The organism is Ensifer meliloti (genome assembly GCF_030064585.1).
Taxonomy (GTDB): Bacteria; Pseudomonadota; Alphaproteobacteria; order Rhizobiales; family Rhizobiaceae; genus Sinorhizobium; species Sinorhizobium meliloti.
Genome location: NZ_CP120364.1, coordinates 1,386,482 through 1,405,129, shown reverse-complemented (window position 1 = coordinate 1,405,129; position 18,648 = coordinate 1,386,482). Strand labels below are relative to the sequence as shown.

Genomic DNA, 18,648 nt, shown 5'->3' with positions numbered 1-18,648 from the left:
TTAGCGGCTTGAGATACGGATCGCGCCGGCATCGCCCAGGCTGCGTTGAACAGCGGCAATCTGATTAGACGCAATATCCGCCGAGACCTCGATCTCACCTTCGAGCGGTGCATCGCTACGAGCGCCTTGTTCATGAGAGGCGTCGCCGCCCGACGGCCGCGAACCGGCCGTGTTACGGTCTGTCGCCGACTGCCGTACTGTTGAACCAAATGTTCGACGGCGAGATCCGCTGCTTCTCGAGTCTTGAAAGTGGCTCGTATGGTAGTGCTGCTGTCGTCGGCCATTCGAATTTCTCCTGATTGTTAATGCACAGGACGAGAACGCCTCTGCCGTCAGGTAGTTTCGCGATTGTGTCGATTGGCTTCGCGTATTTGCAAAGCGGATTCTGCCTTGTACGCAGGTGTGTCAGACAATGAGACCCGGTCAAAAGCGTGATCTAAGATTCCAACGAGCCAAAGGAGCGTTTTCTCCCGCAGTGCCTTTGACCGGCCATCCTGCAGAGGTACAAGCAAACACCTGTCCGTACGGAGGATCCCCGTGCACAAGCGCCGTTGGATCCTTGAGGGCAATCTTTCGGGTGCGGAGAGGCTTTACGCATGCCCACTTGAACACTTGAACTGCGAAGGGCCGCGCGCGACCGCAACCGGTTAACGGCAAAAAGCGCGCGCGAGGAAATGGCGAGCATACACTCGGCCTTATCGGGCGCTATCATTTCGAGCCCGTGTGAGAGACGGGGGACCGATCCAGAATGACGAACAGGGGCGCGAAGCCTCACCACCAAGCCGGCCGTGTCTCTACTATTGCGAGCACCCGGGCTGCACGAAACGCCAAGGCTTCGGCTTCGCCGTCGGACGGGCGCAGCCGAATTGGCTCTGCTCTGAGTATCAACCGACCTGGCTAACACGGGAGCGAACCTTCAATATCTCCACCTAGGAGCGCGCTTGGCGTTGTGCAGGAGCTCGCTGGCTGTGGCGAACCGGCCGAAGAGGCGGGTCAAGCGCCATTCTTCTTTCTGACATAAGTTCTGCCGGCGGCAAAACTCTTGAACATTCCAGACCTTAGTAGAGGTACGTTTGGGAAGCTTGTCAGCTTCAACGCGCTCCATACTTGCTCCTCCCAAAGCAGTGGACAACCAAGGTATAATACCAAAGTCTAATGAAGTGGGAAATAAACTAAGACATACCGACTGCAAATCCGATTACGACAACCGGGAGCCGGTCCATCGTTGCAATACGTGTTTCTAGGAGCAACGTTCGAGCGGAATTGTTCAACGGCGTTTCCTGACCTAAGGATAGCTCTTCGCGAGGAAGGGGCGGTGGCGCCGTCCGCCTCTCGTGGCGCCGCCATTATCGATAGGAGGTACTCCTACCATTTTTTGCGCTCCAGCCCCGCCTCGCGGGTCGAGGCCAGCCAGCGCGACGGAGCTCAACTGAGGCGCTAGCGACGCTTCGATCTTTCTAAAAACCGAACCCGCCAGGGGCACCTTGAGCAACGCTCGGCAACCAAAGGCTTTCGGCACCACGCCAGCCGACAATCGGAATGTCGCACTTATGGTCAAATTTCCCAACAGGCGCCGTGCGCTCACAGTTCTTTGCGGTCTTGAACTTGTGGCCGGGAATTTGGACTGTGCTGCCCTCCGAACCGAAAACTGTTCCCAACGACATGGCCAGCGCCGTCAGAGCGCACAGTGTTCCCCTCGACATGAGCCGCCCCTCTCATTTAAGAACATTCTGATTTTACATCAGGCGGAGGAGGTTGGCTTTTAGCCAATCGGAACTAGCTCGGACGGAGCAAGTGTGGGCTTTACACGAGTCAATTGCTGTGGTCCGCTTGCGGTCTCAAGGCCGGTGGCGCAGCACCGGCTTCGGTACTGACGATAGTTGTCCTTGCCGGTCAGTTTCATGCATTGTGCGGCCGCGGCAGAGATAGCCGTCTCCATCTTCCCCGGCGTGTTGCCGAGATGGGTCTTGGTGTCACAGCGCTGCTGCGGGGGCGTCGGTCCCAGATCTATCCTCATGATTTAAGTCGCCGCTTTCATGCATGAACCGGGCGAAGCATTTGGCACGCCGATGCGGCAGTCAGTGCCGAAACGCTCTCCAAACTTGCCCAGCGCCACAAACACGGACGCGAGGTTGCTCTCATTGCTTTGGGTTTTGCGACATCTGAGGAGCGGCTGAGCGGTGATGGCGCTCGTCGGCTTCTCCTGATTGTTTTTTGTTGGATGATTTGGCTCAGAAGGGGCGACGCGATTAAGCCTTTAAGGCGAATGGTCAGAGGTCGTTCTCCGTGATTTGCTGTTCGCAGCCGTCTTTTTCGTAGGTAGATGGTTAGAGGTCCGCCGCTTCCGACGAGGCGACGGACCTTGGCCCTTTTGGCCCAATTTTCACTGCGGCAGAGGGCGTCTGGATTGACTGCGACCCCACTGATGAGAGATGGACATGAGCGACCGCGAAAACGCCGATGAACCTGCCTCGGACCTCTTGGAAAGTGCGGCACAGTGCGCCGCTTCAGATCTCCTGGATTTGGCGGCGCAACTTGCTGGTCTCGCCGAAGACCTCAAGGCACTTGCCGCAAAGCCAATCGTGCCGCCGTCAACATTGCTACTCGACCCCGACGATCAGCCTCGAGCAAGTTCGAGTAGCAGTTTCAGAGGCGCCGCTAGTCGCGTCTCGTAACGCGGCTCGATCGGATCCTTGATCCCGGCCGGATCATGAATCGGCCCGAGGCAGCAATATTGTACATTCATACGCTAAGCGCCTGGACGCCGCCGCGATGACGGCTCAACAAAGCAGACTCTTTGGCCGGCTGGACTTCTCAAGTCCCTACCGCCGGCCACCCTGTCGCTGTCAACTCGCCGCGAATGCCCGAGCAGCTAATCTGGATCCTGCAACGTCTCACGCGCGAGGATGGTCTTGCATGCCTGCAGTGCAGCTGCCGCCCGCCCAGGGCTATCAAGTGAAATGAGCGTACTAGGCAGGGGCATGAGCAACGACACGCGCACGGGAGCATCGTGACGTAGCATCACCGCCTTGAGTTGTTCAGGGGAAACTTCTAGTGGTGGGTGGCTATTGACTCAAGCTCATGGCGTTTTAATTCGTCGATCGCTTGGAGCGCTTCTTCGGCCGACCAACCTGCAGACACCGCCGCCTGCAGCAGCTTGGCCTCCGCCTCCTGTTCGAGTTTCATGTATAAAGGCTCCAATGCCTCCTGGACCGTTAGAATGTGCTCATCCGGAGCTACGACATGGACAGATGAAGTTGAGGGCGACATGGCACAAACCTTCCTCCTTCACACGGACGTGTTCCGACAAAACTCGAAACGTGGGCGTCTGTTCCACCGGATTTAAACTTTGGGAACTAGATGAACTCGCATCGGTCAATTGGCGTCACGCTCGCTCTTCTACTTTTCGCTCATTTCGCGTTTGCTGCCGACCCGATTACCGGACGCGCGACCGTTATTGACGGCGACACGATCGAGATCCGAGGCGAGCGCATCCGCCTGCATGGTGTCGATGCGCCGGAGAGCTGGCAGAAATGCGAGAATGCCGACGGCAGCAGCTATCGGTGCGGAAGAGAGGCAGCCCAAGAACTCGATCGGTTTCTTGCCGAGTCCCGCCCTGCCCGCTGCCAGTTCGTTCAGCGCGATCGATATAAGCGGTTTGTGGGAGTCTGCTTCCGCGCCGACGGCCGAGACGTCAATCACTGGCTGGTTGAGAGTGGCAATGCTGTGGATTGGACGCGGTATAGCAATGGCGTCTACGCCGATGCTCAAGAGCTCGCACGGTCTCATAGGGCAGGAATCTGGCGCGGCAATTTCGAGCTGCCTTGCAATGCTCGCGCCGCCCGTGCAAAGCGTGAGGCATCCTGCTAACGCGAGGTTTTCATGCCGACCGACGAAGCCACCCAACGACATGCGGTCGATCGACCGAGAAATCGGAGCGCGGCTCCGGTCCACTCGCCAAGTGTTAGGCATAAGTCAGCAAATCTTCGCGAAAAAAATCAGGGTCAGCTTCCAGCAAATACAGAAATACAAAAGGTATAAACCACAGCGGGCAGGCATGCTCGTGAAGATCTGCCAGTGAGGATGCCGTCCGCCGACGGAGGCGACATCGCGTGCGCATAGCTGCCGAGGCTCGTCATATCGAGAACCTGTCCCTCGGGTGTTGACCTTCACAGCTTGCATTTCCGACTTACCGGCCTCTTGGCCGGCATAGAGCTGCATGCCGGTGCGGACGGTGCGAACACGCGCGCTCCAAGGTAGCCGTCGGAAGTCCGTCGCGTGCTCCTGACCGGTGCGGTGTCGGGACATCTATGGAGTTTCCTCGAAGCTGCGTGACGGAGTTGTGAACGTTCTCAACGCCCCACGAACAACGGACCATAGTCCGATACCCAAGCTTTCAGTGCTGCTGTAGGTTCTCCGTTCCGCGTTCTGAATTCACGTGATAGTTGTGGAGTTTGCTGTGATTAAGATCTTCGTTGTGGCGATGACGCTGGTAATGGTTGGCTTCTGGGGTTCAGTCGGCATTCTGATCTATCGGCTGCTTACGTGATTTCGAAGTGGAACGCTTAAAACGTGAAGGCCACACTTGCTGGGTGGCGGAATCTTCAGGCATCGCCTATAGTCTCCTTGCGGCAATGGAGGTTGCCCAAGGAGGATCATATGAGCGACACCGCTTTTGGGTTTCTGCTAGCGGCTGAACTGTCAGCCTTGCTCTGGGCCGCACTGCTCATGGCGGCCTTCTCGGTTTTCTGACCATTCTTTCAGTTTTATCACTCCGCTTTTGCGGTGGCCGAGACCGCAAATACCTCCTTGGCCGTCTCCTGACAGTCTCCCCTCTTCACGATTGCAATGGTTCTATGAAGGCTCCATCCAGGTGAGCACGTTCCCGCCACATCGCCGTGTTAAAGTCACGACGTCCGATGGAGGCGATGGTGGACGATCGCGAGATAGAACGGCGAGCAAAGATACTCTGGACCCAAGAGAACCCCAGTCGACCATGGCTTGCGGTTGCACAGCGGTTGCAGGTGGGTGAGGACCTCTCAACAGGAGCGACAGAAGAGGATCGAGAGCGCTATCGGCAACGAGTGCGCGCCGGTGAATGATCTGCACGCCTGTTTGAGCCGACAGGTGCCACAAGCATCGGCGATATGCGCGTTGACGACTCAGGCGGCCGGTTGAATGCCACCCGCGTCTGCGCCGTAGCGACGAACAACACTAACGTACTCTGCCGCCCCCGTGACGATCGGCCGGCTGGTGAACTTGGGCGCGCCGAATGCCGTCTCTTGGGCAGCGTGGTATAGCCCGTACACGACGAGCGCCATGAACTCGGCATTCCCGCACGGATGGGAGTATATGGCGTCCAGCGTGATGATGAAATCAGGGGCGAAGCCGAACCACTGCTCGATCCATCTCTCACGGGCATTGGCCCACGTGCCCGTAACACCTTGAGGTGAGCCGGTCACACGGATAATGATCCGCAACAAACTCGATGGCGAGCGCGAGCTGATCAATTTGACCTGGGGCATGCCGTCGCCGCAGCGGTTACCAATGGCAGGCCGGATTACGGCCTCACGAGGATTCGCAACCTCGACCCCTTCTTGGCGCGGCTGGACCCGTGTCAAAAACCGCGCTCGTGCCATGGACTGCCTTCTGCGAATATGAGGACGAATCCTAAGAAAGCCACACGTTGTTTCGCGATCGGCGACAGGCAGGGCCTCGCCTTCTTCGCCGGCATCTCGACGCCATGGCAGGCGCCCGCGGCGCGGTGAAGAACCCACCCCGGCGAGCACGTTCGCCTTTCTCACCTGTAAGGCCAACCCGGTCGTCAATCCGGTCCATCCGAAAGCGATGCCCGCCATCCGGGACGTACCGGAGGAAGTCGAACCGTGGCTGACGGCTGATTGGCAGGATGCCAGAACGCCGCAAAGGACGTACCTAAACCGATCGGATGACACTTCTGCCCGTCGAAAGCCCGTCGGAGCCGTCGTTGATTTGGCCCGAAGGCGCGAAGGGACACTTGGCCGGCGCCGTACTCGCGCTCTATGGCCACTCAGTTAGCGCGGGGCCCGTCGTGCTTACCTGTCATGGTGATCTCTTGTGTTTGCCGACGACCTGGGAGAAGTTCTGATTTCCCGCATTTCTTGGACTGACGTGTGAAACAAATGAACAACAAAGTTTTTGAGACTTTGACCGGCATGTACTTCACGGTCGACGACCCCGATGGAAGTTACGCCACTGGTCAAGTGATCCGTCTTGCTGCCGAAGGGCTCTATTTCGTTCGCTTCGATGGAAACGAGGTTACGCTGCCCCTAGAACTCGTATCCATCGGCGAGATGCTGGAGACCACCGAAGAAGAGTACAAGCTCTGGCGGTTCTTCGACACGATCGAGGAAAGGGACAAGTGGATCGAATGGCTGGATGCGCCATCTAAGCCGCGGGTCATCTCGCTCGTGAGGCCGACCAAGTAACAGCTTCCAAACCTGTGACCTCCGTCCATACTTGCCCTTCGCGGGCTTCCGCTTTTGCGTCGGATCGGGGCGGATGGAGTTGGCGATGCACTAGGCCATTACACGCTACTCCCCCTTGCGCGGAACCTTACCGATTGCGGGTGGTTGAGACCGCTACACGAAAGGAATACGACGATGAGTGATCCCAAAGACGGCAAGCTCACCGAACAGCAGACGCCATCCCGGCGGACGGCAGTACCACCGGAGATGGATTTCGAACCCGTGCCGTTGCCAGACCAAGCGGCCGAACCCGGTACCAAAGACGCCGATGCTCCTCCGGCACAAAGCGGCCCGTCCAAAAAGGGGGAGAAGCCGACGGAAGGTGCCGGCAAGGACGAACCCGTGCATCACACTGGCGCGGTCCCGCCGAAGGTTTAAGGCTGCGGCCGTCGTCAGTTCCATCTCTCACCATGCGGATGGGAGTTCAGTGAGAACGGCCCCTGGCTACCCGCGGGCGCCCAGGAACGAAATACCGTTCCGAGGGTTGAATGGGTGGTCCGACAATGGAGGGCTATTTTGAGGCAGCGTGCCAAAGCCCCGCACCCCTCTGAAGGCGTTCCAAATGGTGCTCAGGGACGAAAAGCCGCGGTTGGCAGTCGACGGACTGCGTCCCCTGTTGATCGTCTGGCAGATCTCGGCGCAACTCAATCCGCCTTCCCAGAATTCATTGAGCCCTGCCACCCGACGCTGAAGAAGAGGCCGCCGGATGGCGCAGACTGGGTTCATGAGATCAAGCTTGATGGCTATCGAGCGCAGCTGCACATCAATGACGGCAAAATCACAATTTACACGCGGACCGGGCTGGATTGGACGACGGAATTCAAGGCGATCGCGACGGCTGCGGAGGACCTTGCCGCTCATGACGCGGTAGTGGATGGAGAGGTTACAGTCTTCGGCAAGACGGGGCTTCCCGATTTTCCGGCACTTCGCCGAGAGCTCGCGAAACGCTCGTCGCCGAATCTGACGTTTCAAGCGTTCGACCTGCTTTATCTGGACGGCTACGACCTCCGGCCCGTGCCGCTGATCGAGCGCAAAAGAGTGCTGCGCGAGCTAATCGGAGACGCGGCCGGCACCATCGCCTATGTCGACTATCTCGAGCTCGAAGAGGGAGAGCCGGTCTACAGGCACGCGTGCAAGATGGGCCTCGAGGGAATTGTCTCGAAGCGCAAAGACGCGCCCTACCGGTCGGGGCGGCAGGAAATCTGGACAAAGACGAAGTGCACGAAGCGCGACGCCTTTCCGATCGTCGCCTTCGTCGAAAAACTCGGCGCACACCCGCGGAGGATTGCCTCGCTTTATCTCGGACGCTGGGAGGGCGATCGCCTGGTTTATGCCGGTAAGGCCCAAACCGGCTACACCTTAACGGCGGCCCGCGAGGTGCGGGAGCGGCTCAATCCCTTGATCATCGGCAAGAGCCCCCTCTCCCATCCCATCAACAAGCCCAAGGCGACCTGGGTCGAGCCGCAGGTCTACGCTGAGATCGACTATGGCGGGGTGACGGATGACGGCTTGCTGCGGGAGCCGGTGTTCAAAGGGTTGCAGGATGTGTCGCCGGCTGCAGGAAAGCCGCGACCGACTACTGCACCTGCCTCGATCCGAGTCCCGCGAGCGAACATTTTGCAGTTGCTGCCCGAAGCCGTTGTGCCCTCGAAAGAGGAGCTTGCAAACTACTGGACGCGTGTCGCCGATCGGGCCCTGCATTTCCTCGGCGGCCGCCCCTTGAAGCTCGTACGACACATCCACGGCACCACCTTCTACCACAAGGGACCGCTGCCGCCGATCCCGTCCGAGGTCCATCAGCTTCGCATTGAGAAGCGAGAGGGCGGTGCAGGGGTTCGGCTTTGGGTCGATGATCTCGCCGGATTGCTGGGGCTTGTCGAGATCGGCGCGGTCGAACTGCATCCCTGGGCAGCGACCGTCGACAATATCGAACACGCCGACGCGCTGATCTTCGATCTTGATCCCGGCGAAGGCGTGTCATGGGCGTTCGTCGTCGAAACCGCCTTGCGGCTGCGGGAATTTCTTGAGGCGGAGGGCTTCAAGACATGGCCAAAGCTCACCGGCGGCAAGGGCGTTCACCTCATGAGCCCTCTGACTGCGAAGATGACCCATAACGCGGCGCACGCCTATGCCAAACGCTTGGCGCAGCAGTTCGCCAGCACCGATCCCGACCGCTACGTCACGTCGGCACAGCTTTCGCACCGACCGGGCAAGCTTTTTCTCGACTATCTGAGGAACGGCCGCGGGACTACGGCCGTCGGCACCTACTCTCCGAGGGCCCGCTCAGGATTTCCCGTCGCGGCTCCGGTTACCTGGCGCGACATCGAGCGCGGGATAAGACCTGATGCGTTTACCATCGAGCGTCCGCCTAAGCGTCGCGCAGTCCTGGCGAGTGCGAGCTGATCAATCTGCCTGGGGCATGCCGTCGCCGCCGCGGTTACCAGTGGCATATGTGACCGGATGACGAGGGAGATTGTCGAACATGATCGGCACCTGATTGCCGAGAACGTCGTTCAGTGCCGGGCCGGAGCCCTTGTATCGAATACGCTGCATCTCGACGCCGGCCATCTTGTTGAAGAGCTCGCCGGAACGATGAAGCGGCGTCCCGTTGCCCGAGGAGGCGTAGCTGTACTTCTCGGACTCAGCCGCCAAAGCCCAGCAATTGCCGGACCGTCTGGGCCGGCAGTTCCGCGTTGACCACCATTCTGCCGAATAGCGAGGTTGCACCACACGCGTCGGCGAATAAAACCCGTTGAAACGCGAGTACGAGTAGAAGCGTGCGGGTTGCGCTACCTCGATGTGACCTGTCGGGATTTCGGCGCTTTGCGAGTGGTGTCTGAAGGAATCGCGAACCCCGATGTTGCTAAGCTAGGCGGATCGTGGAGGTTGGCACTTGGAGTACAGCGGCGATGCGCCTGAGCTCGGCGGAGACGACATCGGCACCCGGTTCGATCCTTGTACAGTCGGCGGCAGTGAGAGCACAGGTTCAGGAGGTCGTCGACGCTGTATCCAATTGCCTCGCGAGCGGCACTTATATCGACGCGGTGCATCAATCTGGCCTCCACTTTGCTACCTGCAGTTGTCTAGCAACGTTCTCACTCGGTCGCCGCCAACTGACAAATCTTCAACGCAACTTCCAACGACCTTTCGAAGGCTGGTACCGGCAAAAACTCGTAGCGTGAATGGAAGTTGTAGGCGCCGGTGAAGAAGTTCGGTGTCGGTATTCCTCTGGCCGAGAGAACCGCGCCATCCGTACCGCCGCGCATCGGAATTACTTTCTTCTCGATGCCGAGTTCCTCCATGGCCTTGAACAGAAGAGCGACGGCACGCTCGTCACGAGCGAGGCTCGTGGAGATGTTTCGATAGGTGTCGATGATCTGATACCGGACATTTCCGGTGGGATAGCGAGATCGCATTTGTTCCGCGACCTCGGCAATCCGGTGTTTGCGCCGATTGAAGCCATCTGTGTCGAAATCCCGGATCAGGGCGGTCAGGCTCGCCACGCTGTCGTTGGCGATGAGGTCCTTGAACCAGAAAAAGCCCTGGCGTTCGTCCGTGCATTCAGGCGTCTCCTCGCTTTCGAAGTGGGAGATGAAGTCCATAGCCATCAGGAGGGGATTGACCAGCATTCCCTTCGCGGACATCGGGTGCGCACTGACGCCGATAAAGACGATCTCGCAGGACGCGGCGTTGAATGTCTCCAGGACCACCTCGCCAAGTTCGCAGCAGTCGATCGTGTAAGCAAAGTCACAAGGGAAGCGCGAGAGGTCCATCGCCTTGGCGCCGCGCATTCCGATTTCCTCGTCCGGCACGAAGGCGACGAAGACGTCGCCGCGGCCGACCTGCTGGTCGAGCCGGGCAAGCAAGGTCATGATGACCGCGATGGCGGCCTTGTTGTCCGCACCGAGCACGCTGGTGCCGTCGCCGACGATGATGTCTTGCCCCACCCAGTCAAGAACTTCCGGATGTTCGGCGACCCGGAGCCAGATGTCTTCTTGGTGGTTGAGGCAAAGGTCCTCGCCTTCGAAGCGGAGGATTCGTGGGCGGACGAAGGGCGAGAGGCCGACATCGACCGTGTCGAGATGCGCGATGAAGCCGATCGGTGGTGCCGCAGGCCTGTTGCCACGTTTGACTCCCGTCACGATGGCATGCTCGTCGATGAGGACGTCCTCTAGGCCGATGGCGCGCATCTCGTCGGCAAGCAGGGCGGCAAGTGCCGCCTGTCCCGGCGAGGACGGCAGCGACTGCGAGCGGCCGTTGCTTTGGCTCTCGATCGCGGCATAGCGAAAAAACCGGCTGACAAGTTCTTCCCGAACTCTCATGCTCTTCATCCTCATGCAGAAAATGCGACGCTTGTCGCTCGTGTTTTTAGCTAGAATGGGCGGCTCAAGTGCCGCTCCTCCTAGTCGCTTTGGACTGCGAAGAAAGTTCGTGAGCTCCGCACGGGGCTCGCTAGAGCCTGATAAGACCAACACCGCCGGAAACCTCGATGTCGACGCCGAGCCTGGCCGATTGTTCGGAGAATCGGCGCAATATCCGTTCAGCGCTTTCGCCGGTCGCAAGATGTGGCGCCAGGCGTCGTTCCAGCATCCTGTCCGTCAATGCCTCGTCGCCTCCGATGACGACGGGATAAAGCGTGATCTCGATAAGTCTATTGTCCTCGCCGAACGAGCAGACCCCGACGACGCTCTCCCAGACTTCGGGTGCCGTCCACGTCGACCTCTCCGAACGCACATGGAAAATGAAATTCCCCAAGCTGTAGAAGATCGGCCGCCCCCGGTAGATCTCGATCGGCTGGAGGACGGGCGCACCGTGGCTGACGAACATGGCAGCACCAGCATCGATGCACTCTCTGGCGACGCCGCTCACCCAGTCAGGGACCTGGTACCAGTCGGACGCCCAATGGTGATGGTGCAGATACGCGACCACCAGAGATCCGTCCTTGGCGGCGGTCGCGACCGCTGAGAGGTTCCTGGAAAGATCCGCCTCATCGATCCTGACGCTGCGTCCGAACCGGTTGGATCGCCTGAACACGGCCCGCGCGATGCCGATCTCGGTATCCGGGGCAGGGTGCCGTGGATCGTCCGGCTGGCTGTCATTGGTGAGATCGATCGCAGTGTAGCCGACCTTGTCGCGAATGGCCTGGATCTGATGGAATGCAGCTGCGTCGACTTCGAGTACCTGGGTGAGCCGAAGCCGGTTGACGCCCGGGCGTGCTGGTCGGTAGTCGTCGCCATCGGCAGCATACATGAAATCCGGACCGGGGCCCCCGTCCATCGCGACGATCGCGACCCGCCGCCCGCCGATCGTTGCGGTGCTCGCCCGCGAGACTTGCGCTTGATCGCGGCCGAGGCCGGCATGCAGGAAGCCTCGCTTCTCCACTTCCTCGAGCGTCGAAAGCACGCCGGACGGGCCGAGGTCGAAAGCATGGTTGTTCGAGAGCGAAAGGGCCCGAAACCCTATCGCCCGGAGGGTGTCGAGAACGACCGGATCGCTGCAGCCGAAGAACGAACCTTTGAGCGGCCACCCGCCGTGACGCCCAAGGATCGTTCCCTCGAAGTTGGTAAATGAGAGATCCGCCTGGCGAAGGAGGGACTGAACCTCACGGAAGGCAGGAGCAAGAATGTCGCGGATATCGTGCTTGATGAGCGATTGGCCGGTTACGGCCAATGTGAACCTGTCATTCATTGAGGTGACCTTCTGTGGCTATGCGTGCGCGTTTCGAAAAATTGGCAGATCCTGCCTGGATCCTGTCGGTGAGGCGTGCCGCGCCGCTCAGCATGTGAACCGCTGGGGGCGGGCGTTGATGAGGGCGCGGGTGTAGGGATTGTCGGATCGCGAGAGGATGAACTCGGTGGGCCCGAAATCCTCGATCCGGCCGTCCTTGAAGATGTAGACGGCGCTGCACATCGCTTGAACGATCGCCAGGTCGTGCGAGATGAAGACCATCGTCATCGCCCGCTCCGCGATCGTGTCCTTCAGGAGACCGACGATCTCGGCCTGAACCGAGACGTCGAGCGCGGACGTCGGCTCGTCCGCGACGATGATATCAGGCCGTGCCAACAGGGCGCGAGCGATACAGACACGTTGCTTTTGGCCACCGGAGAGCTGATGCGGATGGCGGCCGAGCAAGCTTCGCGGAAGACCAAGGCGATCCATCATTGCGGCCAGGTCCGCCGGCTCTTTGCTGGAGCCGGTCCTCCCGCCGAAGCGGATGCTTTCGTCGAGCGTCTCGCCGATGGTCATTCGGGGGTTGAGCGAGACGGATGGATCCTGGAAGATCATCTGGACGCGGCCGAGAAGACCGCTGCGGCGGCCGCTTCGCGAAACGTCGAAGGCGTGTTCCCCGATTGTGATCCTGCCGGTCGGCGCCTTGTCGAGGCCCGCGAGGATGCGGCCGAAGGTCGTCTTTCCACTGCCGCTCTCGCCGACGATCCCGGTGATAGACCCGCGCGCCAGCCGAATGCCGACGTCGCGCAGGCCGAATCTCGGCTTGCCCCGGCCGATGCCCCAGGCAAAACCCTGCGGCGCGAACTGTTTCGAAAGGCCTTCCGCGATGAGAAGCGGGTTCTGGTCGCCGTCTAGGGCGGAAGAGCCTGCCTGGCCGCCGTCGTCTTCCGCCTTAGCAGTGCCTGTCGGGATGCGAAGCCTTGGGACGGCGGCGAGCAGCTTCTTCGTATAGTCGTGGCGGGGCTGATCGAGGATGACCGCAGTGTGATCTGCTTCGACTACCTGGCCCTTTCGCATGACGAGAACCCGGTCGGTGATCTCGGAGATCACGCCCATGTCGTGGGTGACGAGAATGATCGAGACACCGGTTTCGTCGACAAGTATCTTTAGAAGTTCCAGAACCTGCTTCTGGACCGTGGCGTCGAGCGCCGACGTCGGCTCGTCGGCGATGATGATGTCAGGAGAGCCGGCAAGGGCAATGGCGATGACGATGCGCTGTCTTTGCCCTCCGGAGAACTGGTGCGGGTAATTGCGGTATCGCCGCTCCGGTTCGGGAATGCCGACGCGGGCAAGGAGATCAATGGCGCGGACGCGGGCCGCGCGCCTCGAGAGAGTCTTGTCGACCGCGAGGCAGGTTTCCTCCACCTGGGCGCCGACGCTCATCAGCGGATCGAGCGAAGCAGTATGGTCCTGGAAGATCGCCGATATTCGCCGCCCTCGAAGCGCCTCGCGCTCGCCGGCCATCATGGCGTCGACCGCCTTGCCATCGAACGTGATCGTTCCGGACGTTTGCTGGAACTCGGGCGAAAGCAGCCCGAGGATGGCATTGCCGACGGTCGATTTGCCGGCGCCGGACTCGCCGATGATGCCGAGGATCTCGCCTCGCCCGAGTTCGAAACTCACGTCGGACAGGATTGGTGTTGTGGCCGAGCCCGAGACATGGCGAAGGCCAAGGTTCTGCACCCGCAGCAGGGGTGTCGTCACGTGTTCCACTGTCATAGCGAATGGTTCCTTGGATCGAGGCTGCGGCGAACGTCTTCGCCGACGAGATTGATGCTGGCGATCAGGCCGAAGAGGGCGAGGCCCGGAAACAGGCTGATCCAGTATTGGCCGGTCAGGAGGTACTGGAACCCGTTTGCGACCGCTGAGCCGAGCGAGGGTTTGTCGATCGGGACGCCCAGCCCAAGAAAGGAGAGGGTCGCCTCGAGTGCGACGGCATGGCCGACCTCGATCGGTATCAAGGTGACGGCGGGCGCGATGCTGTTCGGAAGCAGGTGGCGGAAGATGATCCGGGACGTTGGCAGCCGCATCAAGCGGGCCGCATCCATGTAAGGCTTGTTCGCTTCGCTGAGTGCGACGCCGCGGGCGATCCGCGCATAGGTCGCCCATTGCGCGATGATCAACGCCAGGATGATCCGGTCTATGCCCGGCCCGAGCGTGACAATGGCGATGAGCGCAATCAGGATCGTCGGCAGGCTGAGCTGCAAGTCGACCAGCCGCATGATCGCGATGTCGACCCATTTCCCGAAATACGCGGCACTGACGCCGGCGGTCAGCCCGATCAGCGCGGCGAGCGCGCTACTGACGATCGACACCACCAGGCTGATGCGCAGGCCGTAGAGAATGGTGCTGACGATGTCTCGGCCGAGACCGTCGGTTCCGAGCAGGTAGATATAGCCGCCGCTGCCACGTGTACCGGGTGGAGAGGATGCCTCCCAGCCGTAGATCTGCAGCGGATCATAGGGATTTTGCGGCGCGATTAAGGGTGCAGCGATGGCAACCAGGATGTAGCTTGCCAGCAGCAGCTTGGACGCGGTCAGGACCGGTCCGTGTCGGCGCCTCTTCAGCGCGTTTACGATTTGGGCTTTCATGACGGGTTCACCTTTCATGAAGACAGGCGCACGCGCGGATCGAGCACGGCGTAGAAAAGGTCGACGAGGGCGTTGAGCGCCACGAAGGCGACCGCGATGAAGGTCAGCGTCGCCATCACCACCGGCCGGTCGAGGAGTTGGATCGAATCGATCAGAAGCTTGCCGACGCCCGGCCACGAAAAGATCGACTCCACCACCACGGCAAAGGCGAGCATGCCGCCGAACTGCAGTCCGATGATCGTCACGATCGGCACGCTGATGTTCGGAAGGGTGTGGCGGAACAGGATCCTTCGCGAGGAAAGCCCCTTGGCGCGGCAAAACCTTGTGAAATCCAGGTTCTCGACTTCGATTGTTCCCGATCGCGATAGACGGGCAATCAGAGCGATGTTCGGTATCGCCAGCGCCAAGGCCGGGAGCACAAGGTGCCATAATCCATTTGCAGTCAGAAAACTCCAGTCCTGACCAACGAAGCGCGAAGTCGACCCTCTGCCGCCGGACGGGAACCAGCCGGTCAGGTTGGCGCCGACGAGGATCAGCATCATCGCCAGCCAGAAGGAAGGGATGCTCAGCGCCGACACGCTCGCCTTGACCATGGTTCTGTCGAACAGCGTGCCGCTGCGTCGGCCGGCCAGGAGACCGAGTCCCGTCCCGAGCGGCGCCGCGATCAGCATCGCGATAGAGGCGAGTTCCAGCGTTGCCGGCAGTTTGCTCATCACCAGATCGAAGGCGGGCAGATGGTAGATGTAGGAGGTGCCGAAGTTGCCGCTGACGACATTGCCGATGAATGCGAGGTATTGGCGCCAGATCGGCTGATCAAGACCGAGCGCGATCGTTGCCTGCCGGATATCTTCGGGCGTGGCGGTTTCGATGTTGACGACGTTGAAGACCGGATTGCCGACGCTGTGGATGCCGATAAAGCCGATCAACGACATGGCGATGAGGAGCAGGAAGGCTTGGCCCAGTCTTCCCAATGCAACCGAGATCATGCCCATGACCGCTTACTCCATCGCCGGAAGCGTCTGCATCGCGGTCGTCCAGCCGCGGGGGTGCATCACATAGGAGCCGATCCGCGAGCCGTAACCGACGATGTGATGGAAATGATAGAGCGGTATGATCGGCTGGTCGGCCATCACCAGCTCGGTCGCTTCAGCCAGCGCTGCGTTCCGCTCCGGGCCGACCGCAATGCTCTCTGCCCTTGCGAGCATCGCGTCGAAGGCCTCGTTGCGATACTTCCCGAAGTTCAGCGCACCGGTCCCGCGCTCTGGGTCCGGGGATGCCAGCAGAGTATGGAGAATGATGTCGACCGCCTCGCCGGAGGTGCCGCCGTACCAGACGCCGTAATCCCCTGCCGCGCGCTTGGTGTTGAATACCGAGAAGGGTGCGGCTGATGGCTGGGCATTGACGCCGATGCGGGCCCAGCTTTGCGCGATGGCTTGAAGGCTTTCGGCGTCACCGGGGTAACGGCCCGCCGGCCCGGCAAGAACGAGGTTGAAGCCGTCGGGGAACCCGGCCTTCGAAAGAAGTGCCTTTGCCTCGTCATAGTTTGGTGCCGCGGGCAGCAGTTTTGCGGAGGTACCGGGCAGGCCGTTCGGAAAGACCTGAGCCGCGGCCGTGCCATATCCGGCGAGAATCTTGTCGACGAGAATGCCGCGATCGGTCGCGAGCGCAAGGGCGCGGCGGACCAAGGGGCTCTTGAACGGATTGGCGATCGGTTCGCCCGCCTTGTCAGTCACGCCTGGAAGCGTATCTCGCGCAACGTCGAACTGCACGAAGTTGATGCGCGCCGCACCGACGCTCGCGATCTTGGCGCCGCGCTCCTTCAAGGAGGCAACGTCGCGGGCCGGGATCGCGTCGGCCACATCGACCTCTCCCGTGCTGAGCGCCGCCACGCGCGCTGCCGGGTTCTCGATGACCCGGAAGGTAACCTTGGACCAGGCAGGTTTGCCGCCCCAGTAGTCGTCATTGCGTCTAAGCCTCAGACTCTCGCCGGAACTCCAGCTCTCGAACCGGTAGGGTCCCGTCCCGACAGGCGGAGAACCTGCGTTGAGCTCTTCCGTCGTCTCGAACCCCTTCGAGGGTCGGTTCATCACGAAGATTGAGGAGAAGGAAAGCGGCAGATTGGGGACCGCGTCGTCGGTTTCGATGAGGACTGTGAGAGGATCGGGTGCCGAGACCGACTTGATGCCGCTGACATAGGAGCGAAAGCCGCCGCTCGGCGGTTTCAGGAAGTCCCGGATGCGCTCAATCGTGTAGAGGACATCGTGGCCGAGCCGTCATGGAAGCGGACCTTTTCGCGGAGCTTGAACTCCCATTGCGTGTCGGACAGTGGTCGCCAGGAGGTGGCAAGGCCAGGCTTCAGGCCGAGATTCTCGTCCTGGTAGACGAGCCGCTCGTAAAGATGGGAGAGCAGTGAGGTATTCTCGTTGAGATTGGCATATTGCGGATCCAGCGTCATCAGCTTGTAGGACGTAGCGATCCGAAGCTCTCCGCGTTCTTGCGCCGGCGTCGCCGGAGCACTCCCGAGGAAGATGGAGATCAGAAGCGCGGAAAGCAGGCGTGGCCGAAATGGGCTTCCCAGTTTCATTTGAAGTTCCTTGTTTTAGTTTTTGGTAGAGTCGGAACGCCGCATCGGAAGCAGTTCCCAACGCGGTGTTTCCACGGCGAAATGCATGCAAAGGCGCGGTGCGCATAGCTTGTTAGGTTGGCCGCGCGCCGGGGATCACGTGTCCTGGTGAACCATTCCCATTCAATCGCCTTGAAGCTCGGGTTGGCGTGCGGGCATAGACAGGCGGCTCGCAACAGAGCCGGTGTCGATCTTCAGGAGGTCGGCGATGACGGAGCGGATTTGTGACCAGGGTTCTTCTTCGCTTGTGGAAGATGGTTGCCAATTCGTGCCGAGGGCGTGGAGCTTGGCCGTTGCGCCTGCAACCGATCGCGCTGGTGTCCTCCATAGGGCTTCCGCGGCGTGGTCCTCCGCGGTGCATGCACGATCTTCAGCTTCGAGGGCCTTTTCGTAAGCTCGCAAACCCGCGGATTGCTCAAGCGGTGGGGGCAAAACAGCCGAAAAGAGCGATCTCTCGAGCCGCTGCTGTAGCAAACTTGATTCGCTTAAGCTCTCCCAGGCCGCGTACCATTGGTGCCAGACTGCGAGCACGGGATCGTCGTCGCCCGCCTCCGAGGATAGCTGTTTCGTCCCAGTAAGCTCTTGATATGTGGGTAAAGACGCCGCCACGAAGGAATGAAAGTCTGCCCGGGTGACGGTAGACAAAGTTCTGCTATTGTCGGAATCAGCCATGATCCGAGCTCCTGACAGCTTGGTTGTGGTCAGGCTGTGCCGGGTGCTCGTAACACCAGGTACAGCCGCTAACGTGCACTCATATACAGGGCAACCCTAACATGCGCAACCAAAATCACCATGGCATGGTGATATGAACGGAATTCAGTGTAAGTTAGCCCGCGTTGCGCTGGGTTGGGGGGTCCTTGAACTTGCGAAAGCAGCCAACGTCTCAACGCAGACGATCACCCGACTTGAGCGTGGAGATCAGCTCCGGTCGTCCACCTTGGAACGCGTCCAGCGCGTGCTGGAAGATGCCGGGATAGAGTTCATTCCTGAAAATGGCGGCGGCGTGGGTGTTCGGTTCAAGAAGTAGTAGCTGGCGGGGCCGTTTATGGCGGGCAGTGTTGAGAAACCCGCTTCTACACGTCTGATTTTTTCGAGTGTCGTGGAGGCCGACACAGGAAAACGACTTGGGGGACCTGCCAATTTTGCGATCAAGCAGGCCCAGCCTCACCGAACTTCTCCCGATTCATGACGCTTATGT

At 60.3% G+C, this 18,648-nt stretch carries 15 protein-coding genes and 3 pseudogenes; 6 read left to right on the top strand and 12 right to left on the bottom strand.

Annotated elements, in window-relative coordinates:
* Positions 1 to 284 (bottom strand): annotated as a pseudogene (locus PZL22_RS06485) (hypothetical protein).
* 632 nt (positions 285 to 916) lie between these two features.
* Complete coding sequence (locus PZL22_RS06475) at positions 917 to 1,105, bottom strand: hypothetical protein (protein ID WP_284718298.1); 189 nt, start codon at positions 1,103 to 1,105, stop codon at positions 917 to 919.
* A gap of 1,327 nt (positions 1,106 to 2,432) precedes the next feature.
* Between PZL22_RS06475 and PZL22_RS06470 the strand changes: the two genes are divergently transcribed.
* The gene (locus PZL22_RS06470) at positions 2,433 to 2,675 is read left to right on the top strand and encodes a hypothetical protein (protein ID WP_284718297.1); all 243 of its coding nucleotides are present in this window, start codon (positions 2,433 to 2,435) and stop codon (positions 2,673 to 2,675) included.
* 376 nt (positions 2,676 to 3,051) lie between these two features.
* On the opposite strand, the gene PZL22_RS06465 is transcribed toward PZL22_RS06470, so the two are convergent.
* Positions 3,052 to 3,270 (bottom strand): hypothetical protein, encoded by a 219-nt coding sequence (locus PZL22_RS06465; protein ID WP_004435756.1) that lies wholly within the window; start codon positions 3,268 to 3,270, stop codon positions 3,052 to 3,054.
* Between the two features lie 90 nt (positions 3,271 to 3,360).
* Here PZL22_RS06465 and PZL22_RS06460 point away from each other — a divergent pair, with 90 nt between their 5' ends.
* Positions 3,361 to 3,870 (top strand): thermonuclease family protein, encoded by a 510-nt coding sequence (locus PZL22_RS06460; protein WP_004435762.1) that lies wholly within the window; start codon positions 3,361 to 3,363, stop codon positions 3,868 to 3,870.
* Between the two features lie 1,292 nt (positions 3,871 to 5,162).
* On the opposite strand, the gene PZL22_RS06455 is transcribed toward PZL22_RS06460, so the two are convergent.
* Entirely contained in the window at positions 5,163 to 5,858 is a 696-nt protein-coding gene (locus PZL22_RS06455) for a putative metallopeptidase (protein ID WP_284718296.1), read from the bottom strand.
* 303 nt (positions 5,859 to 6,161) lie between these two features.
* Between PZL22_RS06455 and PZL22_RS06450 the strand changes: the two genes are divergently transcribed.
* The 3 genes from PZL22_RS06450 (at position 6,162) to ligD (ending at position 8,909) form a co-directional block, all read left to right on the top strand.
* Positions 6,162 to 6,467: a hypothetical protein gene (locus tag PZL22_RS06450; RefSeq protein WP_004435775.1), complete on the top strand. Its 306-nt coding sequence runs from the start codon at positions 6,162 to 6,164 to the stop codon at positions 6,465 to 6,467.
* Positions 6,468 to 6,641: 174 nt separating this feature from the next.
* Positions 6,642 to 6,884, top strand: a complete 243-nt coding sequence (locus tag PZL22_RS06445; protein ID WP_004435779.1) for a hypothetical protein — start codon at positions 6,642 to 6,644, stop codon at positions 6,882 to 6,884.
* Between the two features lie 138 nt (positions 6,885 to 7,022).
* Positions 7,023 to 8,909, top strand: coding sequence for a DNA ligase D (gene ligD, locus PZL22_RS06440; RefSeq protein WP_164819212.1), 1,887 nt, complete (start codon positions 7,023 to 7,025; stop codon positions 8,907 to 8,909).
* A gap of 63 nt (positions 8,910 to 8,972) precedes the next feature.
* Here ligD and PZL22_RS06435 read toward each other — a convergent pair.
* The 8 genes and pseudogenes from PZL22_RS06435 to PZL22_RS06395 all read right to left on the bottom strand — a co-directional run.
* Positions 8,973 to 9,210, bottom strand: a pseudogene (locus PZL22_RS06435) (tripartite tricarboxylate transporter substrate-binding protein); the annotation flags it as partial.
* Between the two features lie 391 nt (positions 9,211 to 9,601).
* Positions 9,602 to 10,828 (bottom strand): peptidase T, encoded by a 1,227-nt coding sequence (gene pepT, locus PZL22_RS06425; RefSeq protein WP_284718295.1) that lies wholly within the window; start codon positions 10,826 to 10,828, stop codon positions 9,602 to 9,604.
* Positions 10,829 to 10,958: 130 nt separating this feature from the next.
* Complete coding sequence (locus PZL22_RS06420) at positions 10,959 to 12,194, bottom strand: CapA family protein (RefSeq protein ID WP_284718294.1); 1,236 nt, start codon at positions 12,192 to 12,194, stop codon at positions 10,959 to 10,961.
* A gap of 87 nt (positions 12,195 to 12,281) precedes the next feature.
* Positions 12,282 to 13,955 (bottom strand): dipeptide ABC transporter ATP-binding protein, encoded by a 1,674-nt coding sequence (locus tag PZL22_RS06415; protein WP_284718293.1) that lies wholly within the window; start codon positions 13,953 to 13,955, stop codon positions 12,282 to 12,284.
* Positions 13,952 to 14,827, bottom strand: coding sequence for an ABC transporter permease (locus PZL22_RS06410; RefSeq protein ID WP_284718292.1), 876 nt, complete (start codon positions 14,825 to 14,827; stop codon positions 13,952 to 13,954). The genes PZL22_RS06415 and PZL22_RS06410 overlap by 4 nt, the downstream gene beginning before the upstream one ends.
* Before the next feature lie 14 nt (positions 14,828 to 14,841).
* Positions 14,842 to 15,819: an ABC transporter permease gene (locus tag PZL22_RS06405; RefSeq protein ID WP_284718291.1), complete on the bottom strand. Its 978-nt coding sequence runs from the start codon at positions 15,817 to 15,819 to the stop codon at positions 14,842 to 14,844.
* A 6-nt stretch (positions 15,820 to 15,825) separates the two neighbouring features.
* Positions 15,826 to 17,411: pseudogene (locus PZL22_RS06400) on the bottom strand (ABC transporter substrate-binding protein).
* Positions 17,412 to 17,573: 162 nt separating this feature from the next.
* On the bottom strand, positions 17,574 to 18,122 hold the full coding sequence (locus PZL22_RS06395; RefSeq protein ID WP_284718290.1) for a hypothetical protein: 549 nt from the start codon (positions 18,120 to 18,122) through the stop codon (positions 17,574 to 17,576).
* 133 nt (positions 18,123 to 18,255) lie between these two features.
* Here PZL22_RS06395 and PZL22_RS06390 point away from each other — a divergent pair, with 133 nt between their 5' ends.
* The gene (locus PZL22_RS06390; RefSeq protein ID WP_017263575.1) at positions 18,256 to 18,477 is read left to right on the top strand and encodes a helix-turn-helix domain-containing protein; all 222 of its coding nucleotides are present in this window, start codon (positions 18,256 to 18,258) and stop codon (positions 18,475 to 18,477) included.
* The last annotated feature ends 171 nt before the right edge of the window (positions 18,478 to 18,648 follow it).